18 protein-coding genes are annotated in these 18,158 nt (G+C 37.8%); 16 read left to right on the top strand and 2 right to left on the bottom strand.

The window, feature by feature from the left end; all coding sequences use genetic code 11:
- Window positions 1–244 precede the first annotated feature (244 nt).
- From DP73_RS00515 to DP73_RS23255, 5 genes are all read left to right on the top strand, one after another.
- A complete protein-coding gene (locus DP73_RS00515; RefSeq protein ID WP_034596623.1) occupies window positions 245–460 on the top strand; it encodes a hypothetical protein in 216 nt (71 codons plus the stop codon).
- Window positions 461–471: 11 nt separating this feature from the next.
- Window positions 472–768 (top strand): spore coat protein, encoded by a 297-nt coding sequence (locus DP73_RS00510; RefSeq protein WP_034596621.1) that lies wholly within the window; start codon window positions 472–474, stop codon window positions 766–768.
- A 33-nt stretch (window positions 769–801) separates the two neighbouring features.
- Window positions 802–1,011, top strand: a complete 210-nt coding sequence (locus DP73_RS00505; RefSeq protein ID WP_034596618.1) for a hypothetical protein — start codon at window positions 802–804, stop codon at window positions 1,009–1,011.
- Between the two features lie 15 nt (window positions 1,012–1,026).
- Window positions 1,027–1,296 (top strand): spore coat protein, encoded by a 270-nt coding sequence (locus DP73_RS00500; RefSeq protein WP_034596616.1) that lies wholly within the window; start codon window positions 1,027–1,029, stop codon window positions 1,294–1,296.
- Window positions 1,297–1,523: 227 nt separating this feature from the next.
- On the top strand, window positions 1,524–1,667 hold the full coding sequence (locus tag DP73_RS23255) for a hypothetical protein (protein WP_165574360.1): 144 nt from the start codon (window positions 1,524–1,526) through the stop codon (window positions 1,665–1,667).
- Between the two features lie 368 nt (window positions 1,668–2,035).
- Here DP73_RS23255 and DP73_RS00495 read toward each other — a convergent pair whose 3' ends face one another.
- Window positions 2,036–2,305: a hypothetical protein gene (locus DP73_RS00495; RefSeq protein ID WP_034596615.1), complete on the bottom strand. Its 270-nt coding sequence runs from the start codon at window positions 2,303–2,305 to the stop codon at window positions 2,036–2,038.
- Between the two features lie 194 nt (window positions 2,306–2,499).
- Between DP73_RS00495 and DP73_RS00490 the strand changes: the two genes are divergently transcribed.
- The 9 genes from DP73_RS00490 to DP73_RS00450 all read left to right on the top strand — a co-directional run bounded on the left by DP73_RS00490 (window position 2,500) and on the right by DP73_RS00450 (window position 14,758).
- Complete coding sequence (locus DP73_RS00490) at window positions 2,500–3,621, top strand: ROK family transcriptional regulator (protein ID WP_034596641.1); 1,122 nt, start codon at window positions 2,500–2,502, stop codon at window positions 3,619–3,621.
- A 365-nt stretch (window positions 3,622–3,986) separates the two neighbouring features.
- Window positions 3,987–5,498, top strand: coding sequence for a sugar ABC transporter ATP-binding protein (locus tag DP73_RS00485; RefSeq protein ID WP_034596613.1), 1,512 nt, complete (start codon window positions 3,987–3,989; stop codon window positions 5,496–5,498).
- Window position 5,499: 1 nt separating this feature from the next.
- Window positions 5,500–6,492 carry an ABC transporter permease gene (locus DP73_RS00480; RefSeq protein WP_034596612.1) on the top strand — a complete coding sequence of 331 codons (993 nt, stop codon included), beginning with the start codon at window positions 5,500–5,502 and terminating at the stop codon, window positions 6,490–6,492.
- 122 nt (window positions 6,493–6,614) lie between these two features.
- Window positions 6,615–7,607, top strand: a complete 993-nt coding sequence (locus DP73_RS00475; RefSeq protein ID WP_034596610.1) for a sugar ABC transporter substrate-binding protein — start codon at window positions 6,615–6,617, stop codon at window positions 7,605–7,607.
- Window positions 7,608–7,755: 148 nt separating this feature from the next.
- The gene (locus DP73_RS00470; RefSeq protein ID WP_034596609.1) at window positions 7,756–8,796 is read left to right on the top strand and encodes an NAD(P)-dependent alcohol dehydrogenase; all 1,041 of its coding nucleotides are present in this window, start codon (window positions 7,756–7,758) and stop codon (window positions 8,794–8,796) included.
- Between the two features lie 46 nt (window positions 8,797–8,842).
- Complete coding sequence (gene xylB / locus DP73_RS00465; RefSeq protein ID WP_034596607.1) at window positions 8,843–10,372, top strand: xylulokinase; 1,530 nt, start codon at window positions 8,843–8,845, stop codon at window positions 10,370–10,372.
- A 459-nt stretch (window positions 10,373–10,831) separates the two neighbouring features.
- Window positions 10,832–13,027 carry an MASE3 domain-containing protein gene (locus DP73_RS00460; protein ID WP_034596605.1) on the top strand — a complete coding sequence of 732 codons (2,196 nt, stop codon included), beginning with the start codon at window positions 10,832–10,834 and terminating at the stop codon, window positions 13,025–13,027.
- A gap of 84 nt (window positions 13,028–13,111) precedes the next feature.
- On the top strand, window positions 13,112–13,306 hold the full coding sequence (locus DP73_RS00455) for a hypothetical protein (RefSeq protein WP_014903108.1): 195 nt from the start codon (window positions 13,112–13,114) through the stop codon (window positions 13,304–13,306).
- Window positions 13,307–13,603: 297 nt separating this feature from the next.
- The gene (locus DP73_RS00450) at window positions 13,604–14,758 is read left to right on the top strand and encodes a DUF4317 domain-containing protein (protein ID WP_034596602.1); all 1,155 of its coding nucleotides are present in this window, start codon (window positions 13,604–13,606) and stop codon (window positions 14,756–14,758) included.
- Between the two features lie 16 nt (window positions 14,759–14,774).
- Here DP73_RS00450 and DP73_RS00445 read toward each other — a convergent pair whose 3' ends face one another.
- On the bottom strand, window positions 14,775–15,767 hold the full coding sequence (locus DP73_RS00445) for a tyrosine-type recombinase/integrase (RefSeq protein WP_034596600.1): 993 nt from the start codon (window positions 15,765–15,767) through the stop codon (window positions 14,775–14,777).
- Between the two features lie 114 nt (window positions 15,768–15,881).
- On the opposite strand from DP73_RS00445, the gene DP73_RS00440 reads away from it, so the two are divergent.
- A complete protein-coding gene (locus tag DP73_RS00440; RefSeq protein WP_034596597.1) occupies window positions 15,882–16,136 on the top strand; it encodes a hypothetical protein in 255 nt (84 codons plus the stop codon).
- A 344-nt stretch (window positions 16,137–16,480) separates the two neighbouring features.
- Complete coding sequence (locus tag DP73_RS00435; protein WP_034596639.1) at window positions 16,481–18,154, top strand: Na/Pi cotransporter family protein; 1,674 nt, start codon at window positions 16,481–16,483, stop codon at window positions 18,152–18,154.
- Window positions 18,155–18,158: the final 4 nt, after the last annotated feature.

Here is an 18,158-nt window from a genome sequence, read left to right as displayed (position 1 = left end):
CTGGTAGTCATCGGATAAAAACTCAAAATTACGAACTGAAGTATAAGCTCTCTAAGTTATAGATGGAGAGCTTATTCCTTTGGCCTCAAGAATGATTTCTTCAATTGAGTCTATGTTAATATGCTAGTGAAGATAATAAGTTCGGATAAGGTATTTCTAGAATTAGTATATCAAAGCTGTATAAATCTAGTAGACCACACAAATAATAGGCCGGAAGGTGTTTTTCTACAAAGGAGGGCGAACAATGTCAGAACAAGATCAGATGCTTACTCAACGCGAAACTATTGAGCTTCATGAACTTCTTAGTATTGAAGTAATGGCAAAGAAGAAACTCAAAACTACTAAAATGACAATTCAAGATTATAGTGAACTTTCAAGCTATATCGATGATGTAACCAATGCTAAAGAACAGAACGTTGAAGAATTAAAACAATTCATTAGTAGTAACGTACTACAATAGGAGGTGTAATTATGGGCTGGTTTGAGGATCTATTTGGAATTCAAGATTCTGACACTACTAAGATGACGGAAAAAGATATTGCTATAGATATGCTGAAAGATTCGAAGTTTATCCTTAATTCAATGTCTATGGCGATAACTGAAACAACCAATCCTCAACTAAGAGAAATTCTTAAAAAGCAACTTAATAGCGCAATTCAAAACCATTTTCGATTGGTCGACCTATCTGTACAAAATAATTGGTATCTGCCACGCTCAACACCCATCGAACAAGTTAAACAAGATTACGAAGAAGCATCAACTACATAGTCTTAAGAAAATAACGTGCTAGGAGGGATTAGGTTGGCAAACCAAAATGAACTTACCACTCACGAAATGCTGGAGTTGCATGAATTACTATGTAATGAGACCTTAGGAATAAAAAAGCTTGAATCGATGATAAGTATGGTTAAAGATCAAGAACTTGCTTCTTATATCAAAAATAACGTAACTGCCCGCCGGGAAAAATTAAAGGGATTTCAGGATCTGGTTTTCGATAAGACTCTTCAATGATAGGAGGTTAAATGCATGCCAACATTCACAAATGCCTTAAGTGATCAAGATATTGTTAAAGATATGTTGAAAGACTCCAAATTTGCTATACACTCACTATCTGTAGCACTTGGAGAGAGTACATCGACTGTCTTCAGAGAAAAACTTGTTAATCAGTTGAACAGCTGTATAGATGACCACTTTAAGTTAAGTGACTTTGCTGCTCAGAAAAATTGGTACCAGCCTTATCAGTCACCGGAACAGCAGTTACAGCAGGACATTAATACTAGTTTAGGCTTTGTATAGGACTATATTTGACTAAAAATGCATTGGCGAGAGGGATTTAAATCTCGCCAATGCATTTTTAGATCAAATTTCTTCTTTTGTCCGGTATCTAAAATACATAGAATAATTAATAGACAATTTAAAACACAGTACAATATAGGGAATATTTTATTATAATGAAGGAAATAAAAGGAAGGTAAAGTGTTTTGCCTAAGTGAATGATTAAGCTTTAATAGGAGGGGAGAGGTATGTCATTAAACACACAATTTAGTAAAGAGAAGTTGCTTGAATTCAAAGAGAGAGAAAACAGAGAACGGATTTTTAATATCTTAGGAACTGTAAGTGCAGGGATTATTGTATTAGTTTTTGTAGTTGCTAAATTAATTTATTAATTAACCGATTGATAGTAAATGGTTTGATGTGGTATATTCGTTTTGTAGTTAATGGCAATTTGGTATGGAGATTAATATTTGCCAGTTCATTTTGACGAGCTGGCTTTTTATTTTCTCTAAGATTAGAAGAATCAGAGCAGGTATTCACTCAAACATTTTAAGGGGTTAACATCATTTCCGGATCAAAGCAATAGCTAGAGAGTATCAAGTAACAAAAAAAGACGCCTTAATCAAAGCGTCCCCCTTTTTCCTTAAGATGTGCCCCATAATTGAAGATCAGAATTAATATTAAGCAGATAATGTACAAAATAAAATACTTCATAATATAACACCAACCAACTTCTATAATTCCTTGCTTTGCATTAAATTTAGCCTATTAAATACCTTTCTATATCACTAAACGAATTGCCAAAAGTAACAGCGGATATTCTCTTTCCTTTAATATACTTATGGGTTAGGTTTCTTTTAAAAGTCTTTTTGTAGTATGCAAGAAGACTTTCAAAGTTATCCACTTGGTTTATAATTATCTCAGGCTTGACAAAGCCATCTATTTCGATTTGGACTCCAACATATTGGTAATCAAGTTCTTTTGCGCGTTCAAAGGTACAGCTCAAGTAATCAAGGGTTAAAGATCCCATCGTTAATTCTCCTCATTATCAATCTAGCATTAAGAATATATTAAAATTTGTCTGCCCGTAATGACCCAAACATCCTATCATGAATAGGTCTAAAGACTCATTGCATTAACATTAGTCATTTCAATTGAAAAATCTGTTCAAATGTAATAATATAAACACATTAATAAAAGACATTTATGAAAGTCGGGGATAAGATGATTAATAGAGTTAATAGCATGGAAGTGAGAAAGATTAATCGCAATGCTATCTATAAATTTTTATATAAGCGAGATCCAATCTCGATTCAAGAAATAGCCCAGTCCTTAAATATGAGTTTACCTACGGTTACTCAAAATATCAAAGAATTACAAGAAAGAGACTTAATTATTGAGACTGGTTTATTTGAATCGACAGGTGGCAGAAAGGCAAAGGCGATAACCTTTAATAGGCAAAAATATGCTGTTGGCTTAGATATTACCCGAAATCATGTTGGAATTGTATTAATCGATTTAGGTGGAAAGTTACTTAAAAATGTCCGTAAGCAGTATCCATTTGTCAACTCCAAAGAATATTTTCAGGGAGTTGGTAACTTAGTAAAAGAATTTATTAATGAGAGCACAATCGAAAGTTCGAAAATTCTGGGTGTAGGTATAGCTTTACCCGCCATATTATCTGCTGATAAACAAACCGTTAATTACGCAACTGTTATCGATTTCCAAGGGGGAAGTGTAAAGGAATTTAGTGAGTTTATTCCTTATCCCTGCATTTTGAGTAACGATGCTAATGCGGCAGGCGTTGCAGAACTATGGAATGAAGACGATATTCAAAATGTGGTTTATCTCTCCCTTAATAATAGTGTTGGTGGATCTATTATAATAGGAAAGAATACTTTTTCAGGACAAAATCAACGTAGTGGCGAGTTTGGGCATATGACAATAGTTCAAGATGGGCGCACTTGTTACTGTGGTCAAAAGGGTTGTGTTGATGTATATTGCTCAGCTAAAATACTATCTGACAGTACTAACGGAAGTATTGCTGAGTTTTTTAGACTCTTAAGATTAAAGAATGAACCTCAAAAAGCTCTTTGGGATGAATATCTTTCACACTTAGTTGTGGTTATTAATAACTTAAGAATGCTTTATGACTGTAATGTAATTATAGGCGGATATGCTGGAGCCTATATGGACGAATACATTGAGGAATTGAGAGAATTAGTCTCAAAAAGAAATTCATTTGAAGTCGACGGAAAGTATTTGCATGTCTGCAAATACAAGTTAGAAGCCACAGCCGTCGGAGCAGCTTTACAGCACGTGGAAAGCTTTATCAATAATATTTAAGTCAGTAATTTATTTATTATTGAGGTTCTAGATAGGGAAACCTTGTTAATCATACTAAACTGATATTTTCTTAGGCTGTTCTTTCCGGAAATGTCATAGAGGGTTGTAAAGAAAAATTAATCTGAAATGTATAACTTTACAAGTTAAAAGCAGGTTGACTTAGTCACAAAAAGAGATATAATTTTATTGGAACTTATTAAAACATATTTACAAAAGTCTTATATAAATCGCGGGAAACAAGTTATTTTTTACAGTAAACGGGTTTAAGTCAATAAATATGTGGGATCTTAAGAGAAAAGATTCTATACCAATTACTGAAAGCAGCATGAGAAAGGATTATACAAATAATCTCATGGGGGAAGAAAATGAAAGATAATATTAAGCTGCGGGTGTCACAAATCGAAAAATCTTTTCCGGGTGTTAAAGCCCTAGATAAAATTGATTTTGCTGTGAAAAAAGGTTCGGTTCATGTTCTGTGTGGAGAGAATGGGGCAGGAAAATCTACCTTAATGAAAATTATTAATGGAATTTATCAACCAGATAGCGGTCAGATCTATATAGACGAAAAACCTGTAAAAATCAATAATCCAATCCAGGCCAGAACTCTTGGGATCTCCATGATCTTTCAAGAGATGAGTTATGTTCCGGAGATGACCGTAGAAGAAAATCTCTTTCTTGGAAATCTCCCCGTGAAAAAGTTCGGTAATGTTAATTGGAAAGAGGTAAGACAACGCACACAAGAGCTCTTAGTGGCGGAAAACCTTCCATATTCACCAACGACTCCACTCAAGGATCTAACTATCTCAGATATTCAGATGCTGGAAATTATTAAAGCCATTTCCTACAAGTCTGATATCATCATTATGGACGAGCCGACTTCAGCAATTACCCTTAAAGAAGTAGAGAAACTATTCGTAAAGATAAGAGAACTTAAGGCACGAGGAGTAAGTATTATCTATATCTCACATAAGTTAGATGAGGTTTTCCAGATCGCCGATGATATAACGGTATTAAGAGATGGAACAGTTGTAGAAAGTCATCCTAAGGAAGAGCTAGATATCGAAACAGTAATCGCCTTAATGGTGGGACGAAAGTTGACCACTACATTTCCTAAGGAACAAGTTCCGATTGGGGAAGATATGCTTCAAGTTGAAAACTTCAATTATCCAAGTCTGTTTCATAATGTTAATTTCCACGTCAAAAAAGGTGAGATTTTAGGATTTGCTGGATTAATGGGTTCAGGACGAACTGAAGTTATGCGTTCATTATTTGGTCTGGAACCTAAAACCTCGGGTGTGGTAAAGATTAAAGGTCAGGAAGTTAAGATTACCAATGTTCAGCAGAGCATTCAGCATGGAATGGTTATGCTTTCAGAGGACAGGCGAAGATACGGTATTATCCCTATGCGCTCCGTTAAGGAAAACACGACTCTCTCTAACTTGAAATCTGTTTTCTATTCCTGCCGAAACCACAAGAAAGTTGAGAGAAAATTGGTCTCGGAAATCCTTAACAAAATGAAAATTAAAACACCAACTATTGATACCCCGATTGCAACCTTGAGTGGAGGTAATCAACAAAAAGTGGTTCTCGCTAAATGGATGTTGAGAAATCCGGATATTCTAATCTTGGATGAGCCAACTCGCGGGATTGATGTTGGAGCTAAATATGAAATATATAAGCTTATGACTGATTTGGCTAAAGAGGGTAAAGTTGTAATCATCGTTTCTTCTGAACTCCCCGAGGTCATTGGGATGTGTGATAGGATTTATGTCATGGCTAAAGGGACCATTACCGGGGAGATAAATCGAGAGGATTTTTCACAAGAACTCATTATGAGATATGCAACTGGGACTCTAACAGCAGGGGGGGTGAACTAAAATGAAACTAGATAATAATTTTTGGACCACAGTTAAAAAGAAATACAGTATTTATTTGATTTTAGTAGGCTTGTTTATTGTATGTTCGCTGGCAAATCCTAACTTTTTGTCAGTTAACAACTTGACAAACATTTCCAGACAATTGTCTGTAACCACTATTCTGGCCCTAGGTGCGACGATGCTTATCATAAGTGGGATGCTGGACTTGTCATCAGGTTCTGTCTTGGCACTTGCCGGAGTATTTGCAGTATCGACTTATAAAGCAACCGGTTCATTGTTGTTAGCAGTTGCGGTGGGTATTTTCACTGGGATTATCTGTAATGTCATCAATGCTCTCATGATTAGTACTTTTAAAGCACCTCCATTTATAGCTACCTTGGCAATGCTTACTGTGGCGCGTGGTGCTGCACTTCTCTACACAGAAGGACAGAATATCCTCCAGCTGGGGAATTTTGTGGAGTTAGGTCAGGGATCAATTGGAGTTATTCCCATTCCAATCATTTTTCTGGTAGCGATTGCAATTTTGACCTGGTATTTACTGAATCATACCCCCTTTGGACGTTCTCTTTATGCTGTCGGCGGGAATGAAGAAGCAGCAATTGCCTCAGGGATTAATGTCCACAGAGTAAAATACAAAGTTTTTATCATTAATGGTATCTTTGTAGGTATTGCCGGTGTTCTTTTTATGTCCCGTGTTAACGCAGGTCTTCCTAATGGTGCAATCAATTATGAATTTACGGCACTAACAGCGGCTATTATTGGAGGAACAAGCTTTTCCGGCGGTATTGGTACCGTTGGAGGAACACTTGCCGGTGCGTTTATTGTTGGCTTTCTAGACAACATTATGAACTTGAATAATGTGGACTCCTATATGCAGCAAATTGTTCGTGGTACAATTATCGCTCTTGCAGTAATCTATGATATCCGCTCAAGGAATCGCCGAGCAAACAGCATGTTAGGAAAAGTCGAGGATCAAGGGGCGGCTAAAAAGTAGAAACATCAGTTAGGGTATTTAATGATCAAAATATCATCTCTTTAACGAAACTAGGTTAAAGAAGGATTAAATAGCCTTACTGTTCAAAGATATAACATAAAGATGAGAAGGATGGAGAAAAGATGAAGAAAAAACTGTTAAGCTTAGTTTCGTTGTTATTAGTGGGTACCTTATTAGCTGGTTGTTCATCCGGTAAGCCTGCCGCACCTGCTCCCAATGACTCTGCGAGTGGCGAGAAAACATACAAAGTTGCATATATTGCACGTGCTCAATCCGATTCTTTTGCTGCTTGGCTTGCTAATTCAGTCAAAGAGGAAGCCACCAAATATCCTAACATAAAGCTTGAGGTTTTTGATGGTCAAGCAAACGATGATAAAGAGAACTCTATGATCGAGAATGCAATCACCAACAAATTTGATCTGATTATCGTCCAACCAAACAGTGGAGAATCACAAAGACCCTATGTTGAAAAAGTTGTTCAATCAGGTATCTTTGCTATCACAACTAACGCACGGATTTCCGGTATTCCTGGTGCATCATCAGTTGATGCTCAACCCTATGAGCAAGCAGCAGTTAATGCCCGTGCAGCTCTTACCCAAATTCCCCAGAATGCAAAAGTCGTTGTCCTAAAAGGACCTTCTGGTAATTTCCATGCCGATGAGCGTCGTGCCAGCTGGCAGAAAGAGTTCTTTGACAAGCGTCCTGATGTTAAAATCGTCGGTGAACAAATTGCTAACTGGAACAAAGACGAAGCTATGAAGTATATGGAAGACTGGGTTCAAGCTAACGATAAAATCGATGCTGTTATTGCCATGAATGATAACATGGCTGCTGGAGCACTTGAAGTTGTAAAAGGCAATGCTAAATATACAAATATGCTGGCCTATGGTGTTGATGGAACTGCAGAAGCTTTATTCCTGATCAAAGAAGGAAGAATGACTTCCACTTGTCTGCAAAATGCCAATGAACTCGCAGAAAAAATGCTCGATGCCAGTAACAAGCTTTTAACCGGAGCAGAAAAAGAAATTAACACAGACATCGGTAACCCACTAGTAAACAAAGATAATGTAGATCAGTATATTGAAATTCTAAAAAAATCCGGAACAATTAAATAATTAAACTCAGCTTTGCTCAGCTCTCTGGAGTACGCAGGACATTCTTCCTCAGGGATGAATGTCCTGTTGGCTAAATATTACATGGATAGCGTTCATATGTGCTTGCACCATTTTTAACTAACTTTCATCACTCAAGGAGGGGTTCTCAATGAAAAATAGAGCTGCTTATATGACAGGTCTTAATAAAATGGAAATTCGAGAAATTGAAGTTCCGGTACCAAAAGAAAAACAGGTTCTTGTCAAACTTGAATATGTGGGAATTTGCGGGTCTGACGTCCACTATTTAGAACATGGTAAAATAGGGGACTTTGTGGTCAATGGTGATTTTATCTTGGGGCATGAATGTGCCGGTACTGTAGAGGCCGTTGGACCAGGCGTGGAAAATCTTAAGGTTGGAGACAGAGTAGCCTTAGAGCCAGGGATAACTTGTGGTCAATGCGAATTTTGCAAATCCGGCAGATACAATCTTTGTCCGGATGTAGAATTCTTAGCGACTCCACCCTATCATGGCTGTTTTATGAATTATATTGCCTTCCCGGAAAATATGGCTTTTAAGCTGCCGGAATCAATCTCAACCAAAGAAGGCGCACTAGTTGAGCCCTTAGCTGTTGGTATGCATGCTGCAAAGCAGGGCGATGTCAAGTTGGGAGATTCAGTAGTGATTCTCGGTTCAGGTACCATTGGTCTGGTTACGCTGCTGGCGTGTAAGGCCTTTGGCGCAACGGATATTACTGTTGTCGATGTTATTCCCAAAAGGCTTGAATATGCTAAAAAATTGGGTGCAACCACAGTTTTAAATGCCACAGAAGTTGATGTGTTAGCAGAAATCGAAAAACTGACCAACAAAAAAGGGGTCGATATTGTCATTGAAACGGCAGGTTCTGCCCAAACTATTGCTCAAACCCCCTATCTTATTAAAAATGGCGGGCGAATAGTGCTTGTCGGTATGGCTCCTCAGGATATTATTGAATATAACATTGCTAAAGTATTAGCTAAAGAAGCAGAAATCAAATCCGTTTTCCGTTATAGAAATATCTATCCTCAAGCCATCAATGCAATAGCCCAAGGCATTATTGATATTTCAGGAATCATTACCCATGAGTTTGATTTTGAGGATGTTGCCAAGGCTTTCGACTTTGTAATTAACCATAAACAAGATGTAGTTAAAGCTGTGATAAAAATCAGCTGATAGTTTCACCAATTATGATAGAATTGTGAAACAGGAGGGGTGCGCTGTGCAATTTTTACTTGGCGTTGATTTAGGAACTTCGGGTACAAAAACTGTGTTGTTTGATCTTGCCGGGAACGCAATCTGTTCAAAAACGATTGAATACCCATTATATCAGCCAGCAAATGGTTGGGCAGAGCAAGACCCTTCTGATTGGTGGAGTGCCACCTGCGCAGGTATTAAATATGTTATCACCACAAGTGGAATTGATGCCTCTGGAATTGCCGGAATAGGTCTTTCCGGACAGATGCATGGGCTTGTCATGCTGGATAAAAACGGAATTGTCTTAAGAAAATCAATCATTTGGTGTGATCAAAGAACCGATAACGAATGCCAACAGATGAATAAATTAGTCGGGGAACGAAGACTCATCGAAATCACGGCCAATCCTGCTCTAACAGGTTTTACGGCTTCGAAAATTCTCTGGGTTCAAAATAACGAACCTGAAATATATGAGAAATGTGCTCATATTTTGCTTCCTAAAGATTATATCCGTTATATGCTTACGGGTGAATTTGCGACTGAAATGTCAGATGCGTCAGGGATGCAGCTGATGGATATCCCTAAACGCTGTTGGTCTGATGAAATATTATCGAAATTTAACATTGACAAGTCTTTGCTGGGTAAGATCTACGAGTCGCCGGAGGTTACCGGTAAAGTACACGGAAAGGCCGCTGAGCTGACAGGACTTCGTGAGGGAACAATCGTTGTGGGCGGTGCCGCTGACAATTCTGCAGCTGCAGTTGGTACAGGAGTTGTTAGGGCGGGGAGTGCCTTTACAACTATTGGAACTTCCGGTGTGGTTTACGCAATTTCAGATGACGTTTCGATTGATATTAAGGGCAGAGTGCATACCTTTTGCAGTGCGGTACCAGGGAAATGGACGGTCATGAGCTGTACTTTAGGTGCGGGCTTATCACTGAAATGGTTAAGGGACACCTGTTGCGCTCCAGAAATGATGGAGGCAGAAAAACTGGGAGTTGACCCCTATATCATCATGAATACTCTGGCGGAACAAGTTAAGCCGGGAGCAGGCGGACTTATTTACCTGCCCTACCTAATGGGAGAGCGATCTCCTCATCCGGATCCCTATTCCAGAGGTGTGTTTTTCGGATTGTCTGCCTCCCATAACCGTGCCCACATGATTCGTGCTGTTATGGAGGGGGTTGCCTATTCCCAGCTGGAATGTGTTGATGTCTTCAAAGAAATGCAGGTTAATGTTTCAGACATGATTGCCTGTGGTGGTGGAGGACGAAGTCCCCTTTGGAGACAAATGCTTGCAGACCTGTACGGTTGTCCTGTCAGCACAATTAAAGCGGATGAAGGACCAGCCTTTGGTGTAGCCATCCTAGCAGGTGTTGGAGCAGGAATTTATGATTCTGTCGAAGACGCTTGTGACAACCTGGTTATCAAGAATAGTGTCCAGCCACCCAATGTTGCTGCAGGTCAGGTATATGGAGAGTATTATCAGCTTTACAAAAAGTTGTACCTTGATTTGCAGGACTCGTTTAAGCAATTAGCCAGACTACCAAAATAGGCTTACTAATAAATTGGAGCTCTTGGTTTTTAAATATGTTAGGTTGTTTCTTTTAGAAATCGGTCTCTTTCCACTGTACAGGTGGAAGAGACCGATTTTGCGTTGTTGTTCATAGAAGTCCTTAGCGTCCTACTGTTTCTTAGAAATTGCTTAATGACTCATTTTTCTTGTCATTTATCACAATTCTTTTCTAAAAAGAAAAATTTGCGATAAAAAATGTTCTTAGAATTCGATAAAACCTTTAATTTACAGGCCCTTCCAGAACTTCAACCATTTTCTTATCTCATAATTACTCGTGATTTCGACATAGCTAGTAACGTATAATGACGATACTGGAAAATTTGATCACAATTTAGATATACAATTCCTAGTGAGATTAAAGTAAATGGTAATTAAATTATTAATTAAAAAGTATGATTTGATAATTTGAGACAACTGCATCAAGGGAGAGTGTTATTATTGGGTTGGACGAATCTTATTATGAACAAAGGCAACGGAGCAAAGGCTCCGGTAGTGTTATCATCTGTAGCACTGGTTTCAGTGTTAATCAGTTATCTGAGTTCACATCTACTTCAAGATATCTGGCATAATGATCCGATTTTTCTTCACTCTGCATTAGAGGGAGCTTGTATTTGCGTAGCAATATTTACGTTTCTTACCATGTGGCAGAATTATGAGCGTAGTTCTACTATCAATCGACTGGTTGGCTTTGGCTTCTTGCTGGTTGGGGGGTTCGATTTTCTCCATACATACTATTACCCATTGCTTAATCATCATCCATTGGGCTTCGATGACATATCTTCCCGGTATTGGGTTCTTGGCCGTCTAACAGAAGGAGTTATTCTTCTCCTTGGAACTTTTGATAGGTTTAAAGGCCCCCAGAAAAGATCATTAGGTCTTGTAATAACGATTTCACTTGGCGCATCCATATCCTATTTAGTTTACGCCTATCAAGGGTGGTTCCCGGTACTGCTTACAGATAACGGCGGGGTAACAACAGCTAAGATTATCTGCGAGTATATTATAATTGCTTTATTCCTCCTAAATTTACTACTCCTATATCCAAAGGTAAAGCAGGAAGAATACATCATAGAAAAGTATTTATTCGTCGCCCTAATTATAGCAATCCCTGCAGAACAATCCTTTGCATCCTATTTAAGTTTATCTTCCTTTGATTATACATACGGGCATATCCTAAAGTTTGTATATTACTTCTTTCTTTATAAGGGTCTCTTTGCATCGACGGTTACTCACCCATATTTGTATCACGAGACCATTCTCAATGAACTACCGATAGGCATAATCAATTACGATAAATATGAAAAAATTAGATTTGTAAATACAGAAGCTGCAAGATTAATCGGAGTCACCCCAACGGAGCTCATTGGCCTGAGTTCTTTAATCTTTGAAAAAAGGTTCTATAAAAATGGGGATAAATCAACGATCAGAGACGTAAGAGAGGGTGCTAAAAGGTTCAATAACGTTTTTCGGACAATTGATAAAGGAACGGATAAGGTTGAGCTGGAAATCAGTGGTTTTAGATTTTCACAGGGAGGTTGGCTGCTTTATTTTAATGATGCTAAGCTGGCTCACCTGTTTGAGAATTTGCAACTACAGACAAAGACGATTTTAAATTCAATGGATAGCATGGTTTTAGTCTCTGACGCAAATGGTCGAGTCAGCATGTGCAATAACAGCTTTATTCACCTAACGGGTTTTACTGAAGAAGAAGTTATCAATAAAAGACTCAGTAAAGTTGAGAGCTTATTAAGGTTAAACTTAAGCAAGCCCAGCAAAATAAAAAAATCACACGAAGGAATAGAGGGATGTTTTCTAAGTAAAGATGGGGTGAATCGAGATATTGTTTTAAATCTAAATTCGGTTCAAGGAATAGATAATAGTTTGATTGGTAATGTGGTTGTTGCAACAGATATTTCTTCAGCCAGAAAGGAGACTGAGAGGCTTCGTCAGCGTGAAAAACTTGCGGTATTGGGTCAAATGGCTGCAGGAATAGGCCATGAAATAAGGAATCCAATGACAACTGTCCGAGGCTTTCTGCAATTATTGGGAGAGAGAAACCAATACGCAGCCCAAAAACCTATTTTTGAATTAATGATCTCAGAACTGGATCGAGCGAATTCAATTATTACGGAATTTCTAATGCTGGCAAGGACTAAGCACACTAAGATGAAGTTTCAAAACCTTAACGACATCCTCAATCATCTATATCCACTTATTGAAGCAGACGCCTTTAACCAAAACAAACAGATTAGGTATATTCCCGGTGCAATTCCTAGTCTTAAGCTTAATAAAAATGAGATCTCTCAGCTTGTCATGAATTTAGTCCGCAACGGGCTGGAGGCAATGAAGGCGGGAGGAAGCCTGACCATCAGAACTAATTTAATTGATGATAAAGTATTATTAGTGGTTGAGGACGAAGGATGTGGTATCCCTGCAGAAAACCTTGCTAAAGTTGGAACTCCATTCTTCACGACGAAGGATGATGGGACGGGTTTAGGCCTGGCGACAAGCTTTACCATTGCGGAAACACATAATGCACAAGTAGATATCAAATCTAGTTCGAAAGGTACTAAATTTTATATATCATTCCAGCTCCCGGATGTGCTTCAGGATCAAGGCAAAATGATAGTTTAAATTATAAATACTTCCATTAAAGAAATTTTATGGGAGGATAATTCTCCCTTTTGTCGAAGTATCAGGTGAAAGGGAGTGATATAGATGCATTGCGATTTACTAAATAAGGATGTTCAAATTGAATTATGGAAAGAACTCCGCAACCCAAAGGATGAAATTGAAAAAACAGTCTATAAATGCAGTGAATGTTATGTGGAAATCAAAGGATCCGGCGGCAGAAAAATGTTTGTATATTGTGATAAAATGAGCGATTCTAAATGCTTACTAAAGCATATGTAGCTATAATCCTTCAGTAATTTTGGTATGCGAATTATTTCTAAGGCACTCTGATTTAGAGTGCTTTTTTTGTTTTGTATCTTCTTAACCGATATGATTAAGTGATTCTCAATCGTTGCCGATTAGTTATAATTTTAAATTAAGAGGAAAATGCTAAAAGAATGACGAATTATACTACAAATACTTGGTACTTATAGTACTTATACGAAACTCGAATTTTTAAGTCTGAACCGGCGGGTTTATAATTAGACTTATGAATAGAGACTTCTACCAAAGAGGATATAAAGGGAGATAGAATTTGTGAATAAAGAAGATCTGGCTAGTATTCGTCGAGAATTAAAGGTTAACAACTCTAAGCTAAATCTCCAGGAAATTTGTAGTTATTATATCAAACAAGAAAGTAAGGACATTCTTTGCTCAGAAGTATTATACTTTGCTATGATGGATGAAGAAAAAAAAGAGCTATTTCTAAAAAACTTTAAAAAGTTATTATCAGGAAAGATTGATTCTAAAACTTTTGAGTTAGAATTTAAAGATAACAAGCTGGGCCAAAATTTAACTCAAAAAAATATGCTTGATACTTTGAAAACAGAAGATTTTAGAGAATCTACACTCAAAATCGTCAATAAAATTCTGGCGGAAACCTGTGAAATTTATGATAAAGACTTTATGATTAGCTTTGTACGGGGCGAGGTATATAAATCAATTAAAAGAGATAATAACGAGATAGATGATGAAAGAGCCTATTCTTTGGGTTTTTTTATGGGCAGTATTTGCCCAATTATTCTTCCAAAGAAGGCTCTTAATTTTGACTTTGAAGATAGGGAATTCAAAACTAGTGTTCCTATGAATGTGATTATTAATACGGATGCTCCATATGAGGGTTTTATGTTCCCTTCATTCAGCGAAGATGCAGCTGAGACTGATAAAGTTGTCTATTATACCCAAAAAGAAAACCAGCCTAATCAATTGTTTGTAGAAAATGTTCTTGATTGTGAATTAAAATTAACAGCGGAGGCCGACAAAGCCCGGTTTTTAGAAGTTGTACGAGATGTTGTTGGAACAGAAATTGAGCCGGAAGTTGTTTCTAACATTTATACGGAAATTGGTCGTCGGCTGGAAGTTGAAGCTGAAAGCGGAGAGGTATCTTTAATCGGCTTAAAGGATATGGAGAGAATTTTGGAGAGTAGTGGGATTCCCACCGAAGAAAAGCTGAAGTCATCATTTTTAGAAATTATGGGTGCGGAAAACTATGAATTTAAGGCATCAAGTCTAGCCCCTAATTTTAAAACGAAGTCGATTAAAATTGACAATAGTACTGCCTCAATTACAATTGGCCCGGAAGATCTTAAAAATGTCAAGCAAGTGACCAAGGATGGTATACGATACTTGATGATTCGCATTGATGACGCGGCAACTCTGGAAGGCTTTGATTTGGTAACTGAGGAATTTTAGCCTTCCTGATAAAGGACTACTTAAACTTTATTAAGGCCATTGACCGTTTAAGTTGTTCATCGAGTACCTTAGCATAAATTCTTGTTGTTCTAGGATCAGCATGGCCTAAAGCGTCTTGGACAATCGCTAGGTTATCCGTTTCGCGTAGCAGCAAGGTTGCAAAGGTTGAACGCATTTTGTGAGCGCTAAATCCATCCGTGTTATGACCCAATGTTTTAAGAATCTCCATATACTTTGAAATTAGATTTTGTACTGCTCTCGTACTTATGCGTTTTCCTTGGATTGAGAGAAATAATGCATCTGATTTACTAGATGCATAACGTGGTCGTTCATTTTGAATATAATCAATTAAAGCTTCTGTAATTTCGGCATTAAAGTAGACGACGGTTTCTTTATTCCCTTTGCGATTGACCTCAAAGCAGTTTTTATTTAAATTTGTTGTTGAGAGGGTGAGATTACAAAGTTCGGACAAACGTAACCCTGTACCGATAAAGGTAAGGAATATGGCATAATTACGTTTTTCTGTATAGACTTGATAGTGGAGCTGTTTCTTAGATAATCCTGTTCCATTCTGTAAAACATCTGTAAGGTCAGCAATTTGATTTGGCTCTAGAGCCTTAGGAAGCTTTTGGTTGACATTTATCGGGTCTAACTTAATTGTCACGTCTTTAGAAATCATATCCTCCCGTAGTAGATAACGATAAAGAGACTTTATAACTGCTTGTTTCCGGGCAAGGGCTCTTACTCCGTTATTGCGCTTAATGCTGGCCCAACTTAAATATGCTTCTATATTGCGATGTCCGATCTTTTCCATGTGATCTAAGCTAATATCTTCAGGAGAAGAGGGGAACATAGGAACAGAATCGCAGAGGAATTGAAAGAACAATCTAAGTTCATTGGCATAGGCATATTGAGTATTTCTTGATTTATTGATAACAGCCAGGTGATTAATATAATCTTGTGCGAAACGGGGAAGGGTAAGAAGTCCATTTTCGTTATTCTTTTCCACAAAACACCCTCCAATGCTTAATTAGAATTAATATTGAGTAAGAAATATAATGATATAGTTATTATATATAGAAATTCAGGATTATCAAAATTTGATTGATCGGAGGCTTGGATAATGTCTTTTATTATTAGAACTAAAAGTGACGTATTAAAATTTGCCTTGCCCCTATATGATTATCTCAGTCAACATGGGCATACTGCAGAAGCTAATGCCATGGCTAACTTGGTGGACTCTTGTTATCCTCAGGACACCCAAGCTTTTGACGCCTATCAAAGGGCATTTCAACAAATTCTAGAAACAGTTCACGACTTGCCATCTCAATATCTTCTAGCCCTCGATGATGCTCTAAGAATTCTACAAAGTAAGTAACTGAATCATTGGTATGAGCAGCACCTACACACCACAGAGATAGGATTGAAAATTTAAGAATTACGATGCAAAAGGAGCCGGACTTGAAGTCTGATTTCTCCATTTTGCATCGTTTTTATATATTCGGTAACTGGTTTCCAAACGGAGTCATCCCCACAGGCTTTAGTTAGATGAATGACCTGCCTAACAGTGTAAAATTAACATTGAGATGTATAAGATGATATGATAACCTTTCTAAGGATGAGCGCGTGAGTTTAGTCATTTTATACTTATACCGAAAATCAAGAAATGGAAGGTAAATGAAAACGGGGATCCGGATATAAAAAGAGGAAAGGTTGGAAGAGATGGATTTGACCATGGTATTATTTAGTTTTTTCGGAGGTCTGGGACTTTTCCTTTTTGGTATTAAGTCAATGTCAGAAGGATTACAAGCTGTAGCTGGAGATCGCTTAAGAGTTATCCTTGAAAAAGGGACTAAAACACCAGTACGTGGTGTTTTAACCGGCGCAATTGTCACCGCATTGATCCAAAGCAGTAGTGGTACCACTGTCCTGGCAATTGGACTGGTTAACGCCAGATTGTTGACACTTAGGCAATCTATCGGAATTATAATGGGCGCTAATATTGGAACGACTCTTACTGCTTACCTGATTGGATTTAAACTTGAACACTATGCCTTGCCCATTATTGCACTTGGGGTGTTCTTTCTATTCTTCTTTAAAACCAAGCGAATTAACTATGTTGGACAAGTTATTCTAGGATTTGGTCTGCTCTTTTATGGAATGGATATCATGGGCGATGGTTTAAATCCCCTTAGAACTTCCCCCTTCTTTATTGGTTTGATGAGTGATGTAGAGAACAATCCTCTTCTTGGTGTACTGATCGGAACAGTATTTACTGTAATTGTTCAGAGTAGTAGTGCAACAATTGGTGTCTTACAAGAGCTTGCGAATCAAGGTGTTATTACTTACTCTCAAGCAGTACCCATTCTATTTGGAGATAACATTGGAACGACCATCACCGCAATCCTTGCGGGAATTGGAGCTACGGTTATCGCAAAAAGAGCAGCCGCAACTCATTTAATGTTTAATTTAATAGGTACAGCCATCTTTTTACCCCTCTTTCTAATGGGAATATTCCCGAAACTTGTTATTTTGTTAACCAACTATATCTATATCTTGATTCCTGGGTTTGAGGGAACATGGAATACGTTAGGAATAAAACTTCAGATTGCTCAAACTCATGGTGTCTTCAATCTGTTAAATACCTTGGTTCAGCTGCCATTTATCGGGATTCTTGCGGTTATTGTAACTAAACTGGTTCCTGGCGAACAGGAACTTATAATCGATGCAAAGCCTAAATATCTAGAACCTCGTTTATTAGGGAATCCTTCTATGGCTCTAGCCAATGCTAGCCGTGAGACTCTGCGCATGGGTAGGATGGCTGGGAATGCGTTTGAAAATTCAAAACTCTACTTTGCCAATCATACCCAACAGAATAAACAACTAACAGGTCAATTTGAAGATGTAGTTGATCAGCTTGAAAACCAGATTACGGACTATGTCTTAAAAGTTACTGCCGGAAAAAGTCTCACATCTGAGCAAACGGATCAGAATTATCGGATTCTGCAAGCGATTGGGGACATCGAGCGTGTTGGAGACCATGCCAATAATCTAGTAGAACTTACTGATTATGCTATCGATAGTAACGTTAAATTCTCAGAACAAGCCAATAATGATCTTATGAATATGTTCACAAAAGTTCAAGAGATCTTTACCATGTCCTTAGAAGTATTAAAAACAGATGATATTGCTTTATCGGAAAAAGTACTCAAATACGATGATATTATTGACGATTTAGAAATCACATTGCGTAAGGGACATATTGAACGTCTCAGTCAAGGAACTTGTAATGGAAGTCACGGTGCCACCTTCCTCAATATTATTAGTAATCTGGAACGTATTGGAGATCACGCTGTAAATATTGCAAAGTACACTCTATTACACAGGAAAGACTAAACAC

Source organism: Desulfosporosinus sp. HMP52 (assembly GCF_000765145.1).
Taxonomy (GTDB): Bacteria; Bacillota; Desulfitobacteriia; order Desulfitobacteriales; family Desulfitobacteriaceae; genus Desulfosporosinus.
This window is presented reverse-complemented; position numbering and strand designations above follow the sequence as displayed.

Excerpts from the sequence above, each read along its gene's own strand:
- DP73_RS00515 (WP_034596623.1), top strand. The coding sequence starts at position 245 with ATGTCAGAACAAGATCAGATGCTTACTCAACGCGAAACTATTGAGCTT.
- DP73_RS00510 (WP_034596621.1), top strand. The coding sequence starts at position 472 with ATGGGCTGGTTTGAGGATCTATTTGGAATTCAAGATTCTGACACTACT.
- DP73_RS00500 (WP_034596616.1), top strand. The coding sequence starts at position 1,027 with ATGCCAACATTCACAAATGCCTTAAGTGATCAAGATATTGTTAAAGAT.
- DP73_RS23255 (WP_165574360.1), top strand. The coding sequence starts at position 1,524 with ATGTCATTAAACACACAATTTAGTAAAGAGAAGTTGCTTGAATTCAAA.
- DP73_RS00495 (WP_034596615.1), bottom strand. The coding sequence starts at position 2,305 with ATGGGATCTTTAACCCTTGATTACTTGAGCTGTACCTTTGAACGCGCA.
- DP73_RS00490 (WP_034596641.1), top strand. The coding sequence starts at position 2,500 with ATGATTAATAGAGTTAATAGCATGGAAGTGAGAAAGATTAATCGCAAT.
- DP73_RS00485 (WP_034596613.1), top strand. The coding sequence starts at position 3,987 with ATGAAAGATAATATTAAGCTGCGGGTGTCACAAATCGAAAAATCTTTT.
- DP73_RS00480 (WP_034596612.1), top strand. The coding sequence starts at position 5,500 with ATGAAACTAGATAATAATTTTTGGACCACAGTTAAAAAGAAATACAGT.
- DP73_RS00475 (WP_034596610.1), top strand. The coding sequence starts at position 6,615 with ATGAAGAAAAAACTGTTAAGCTTAGTTTCGTTGTTATTAGTGGGTACC.
- DP73_RS00470 (WP_034596609.1), top strand. The coding sequence starts at position 7,756 with ATGAAAAATAGAGCTGCTTATATGACAGGTCTTAATAAAATGGAAATT.
- DP73_RS00455 (WP_014903108.1), top strand. The coding sequence starts at position 13,112 with ATGCATTGCGATTTACTAAATAAGGATGTTCAAATTGAATTATGGAAA.
- DP73_RS00440 (WP_034596597.1), top strand. The coding sequence starts at position 15,882 with ATGTCTTTTATTATTAGAACTAAAAGTGACGTATTAAAATTTGCCTTG.
- DP73_RS00435 (WP_034596639.1), top strand. The coding sequence starts at position 16,481 with ATGGATTTGACCATGGTATTATTTAGTTTTTTCGGAGGTCTGGGACTT.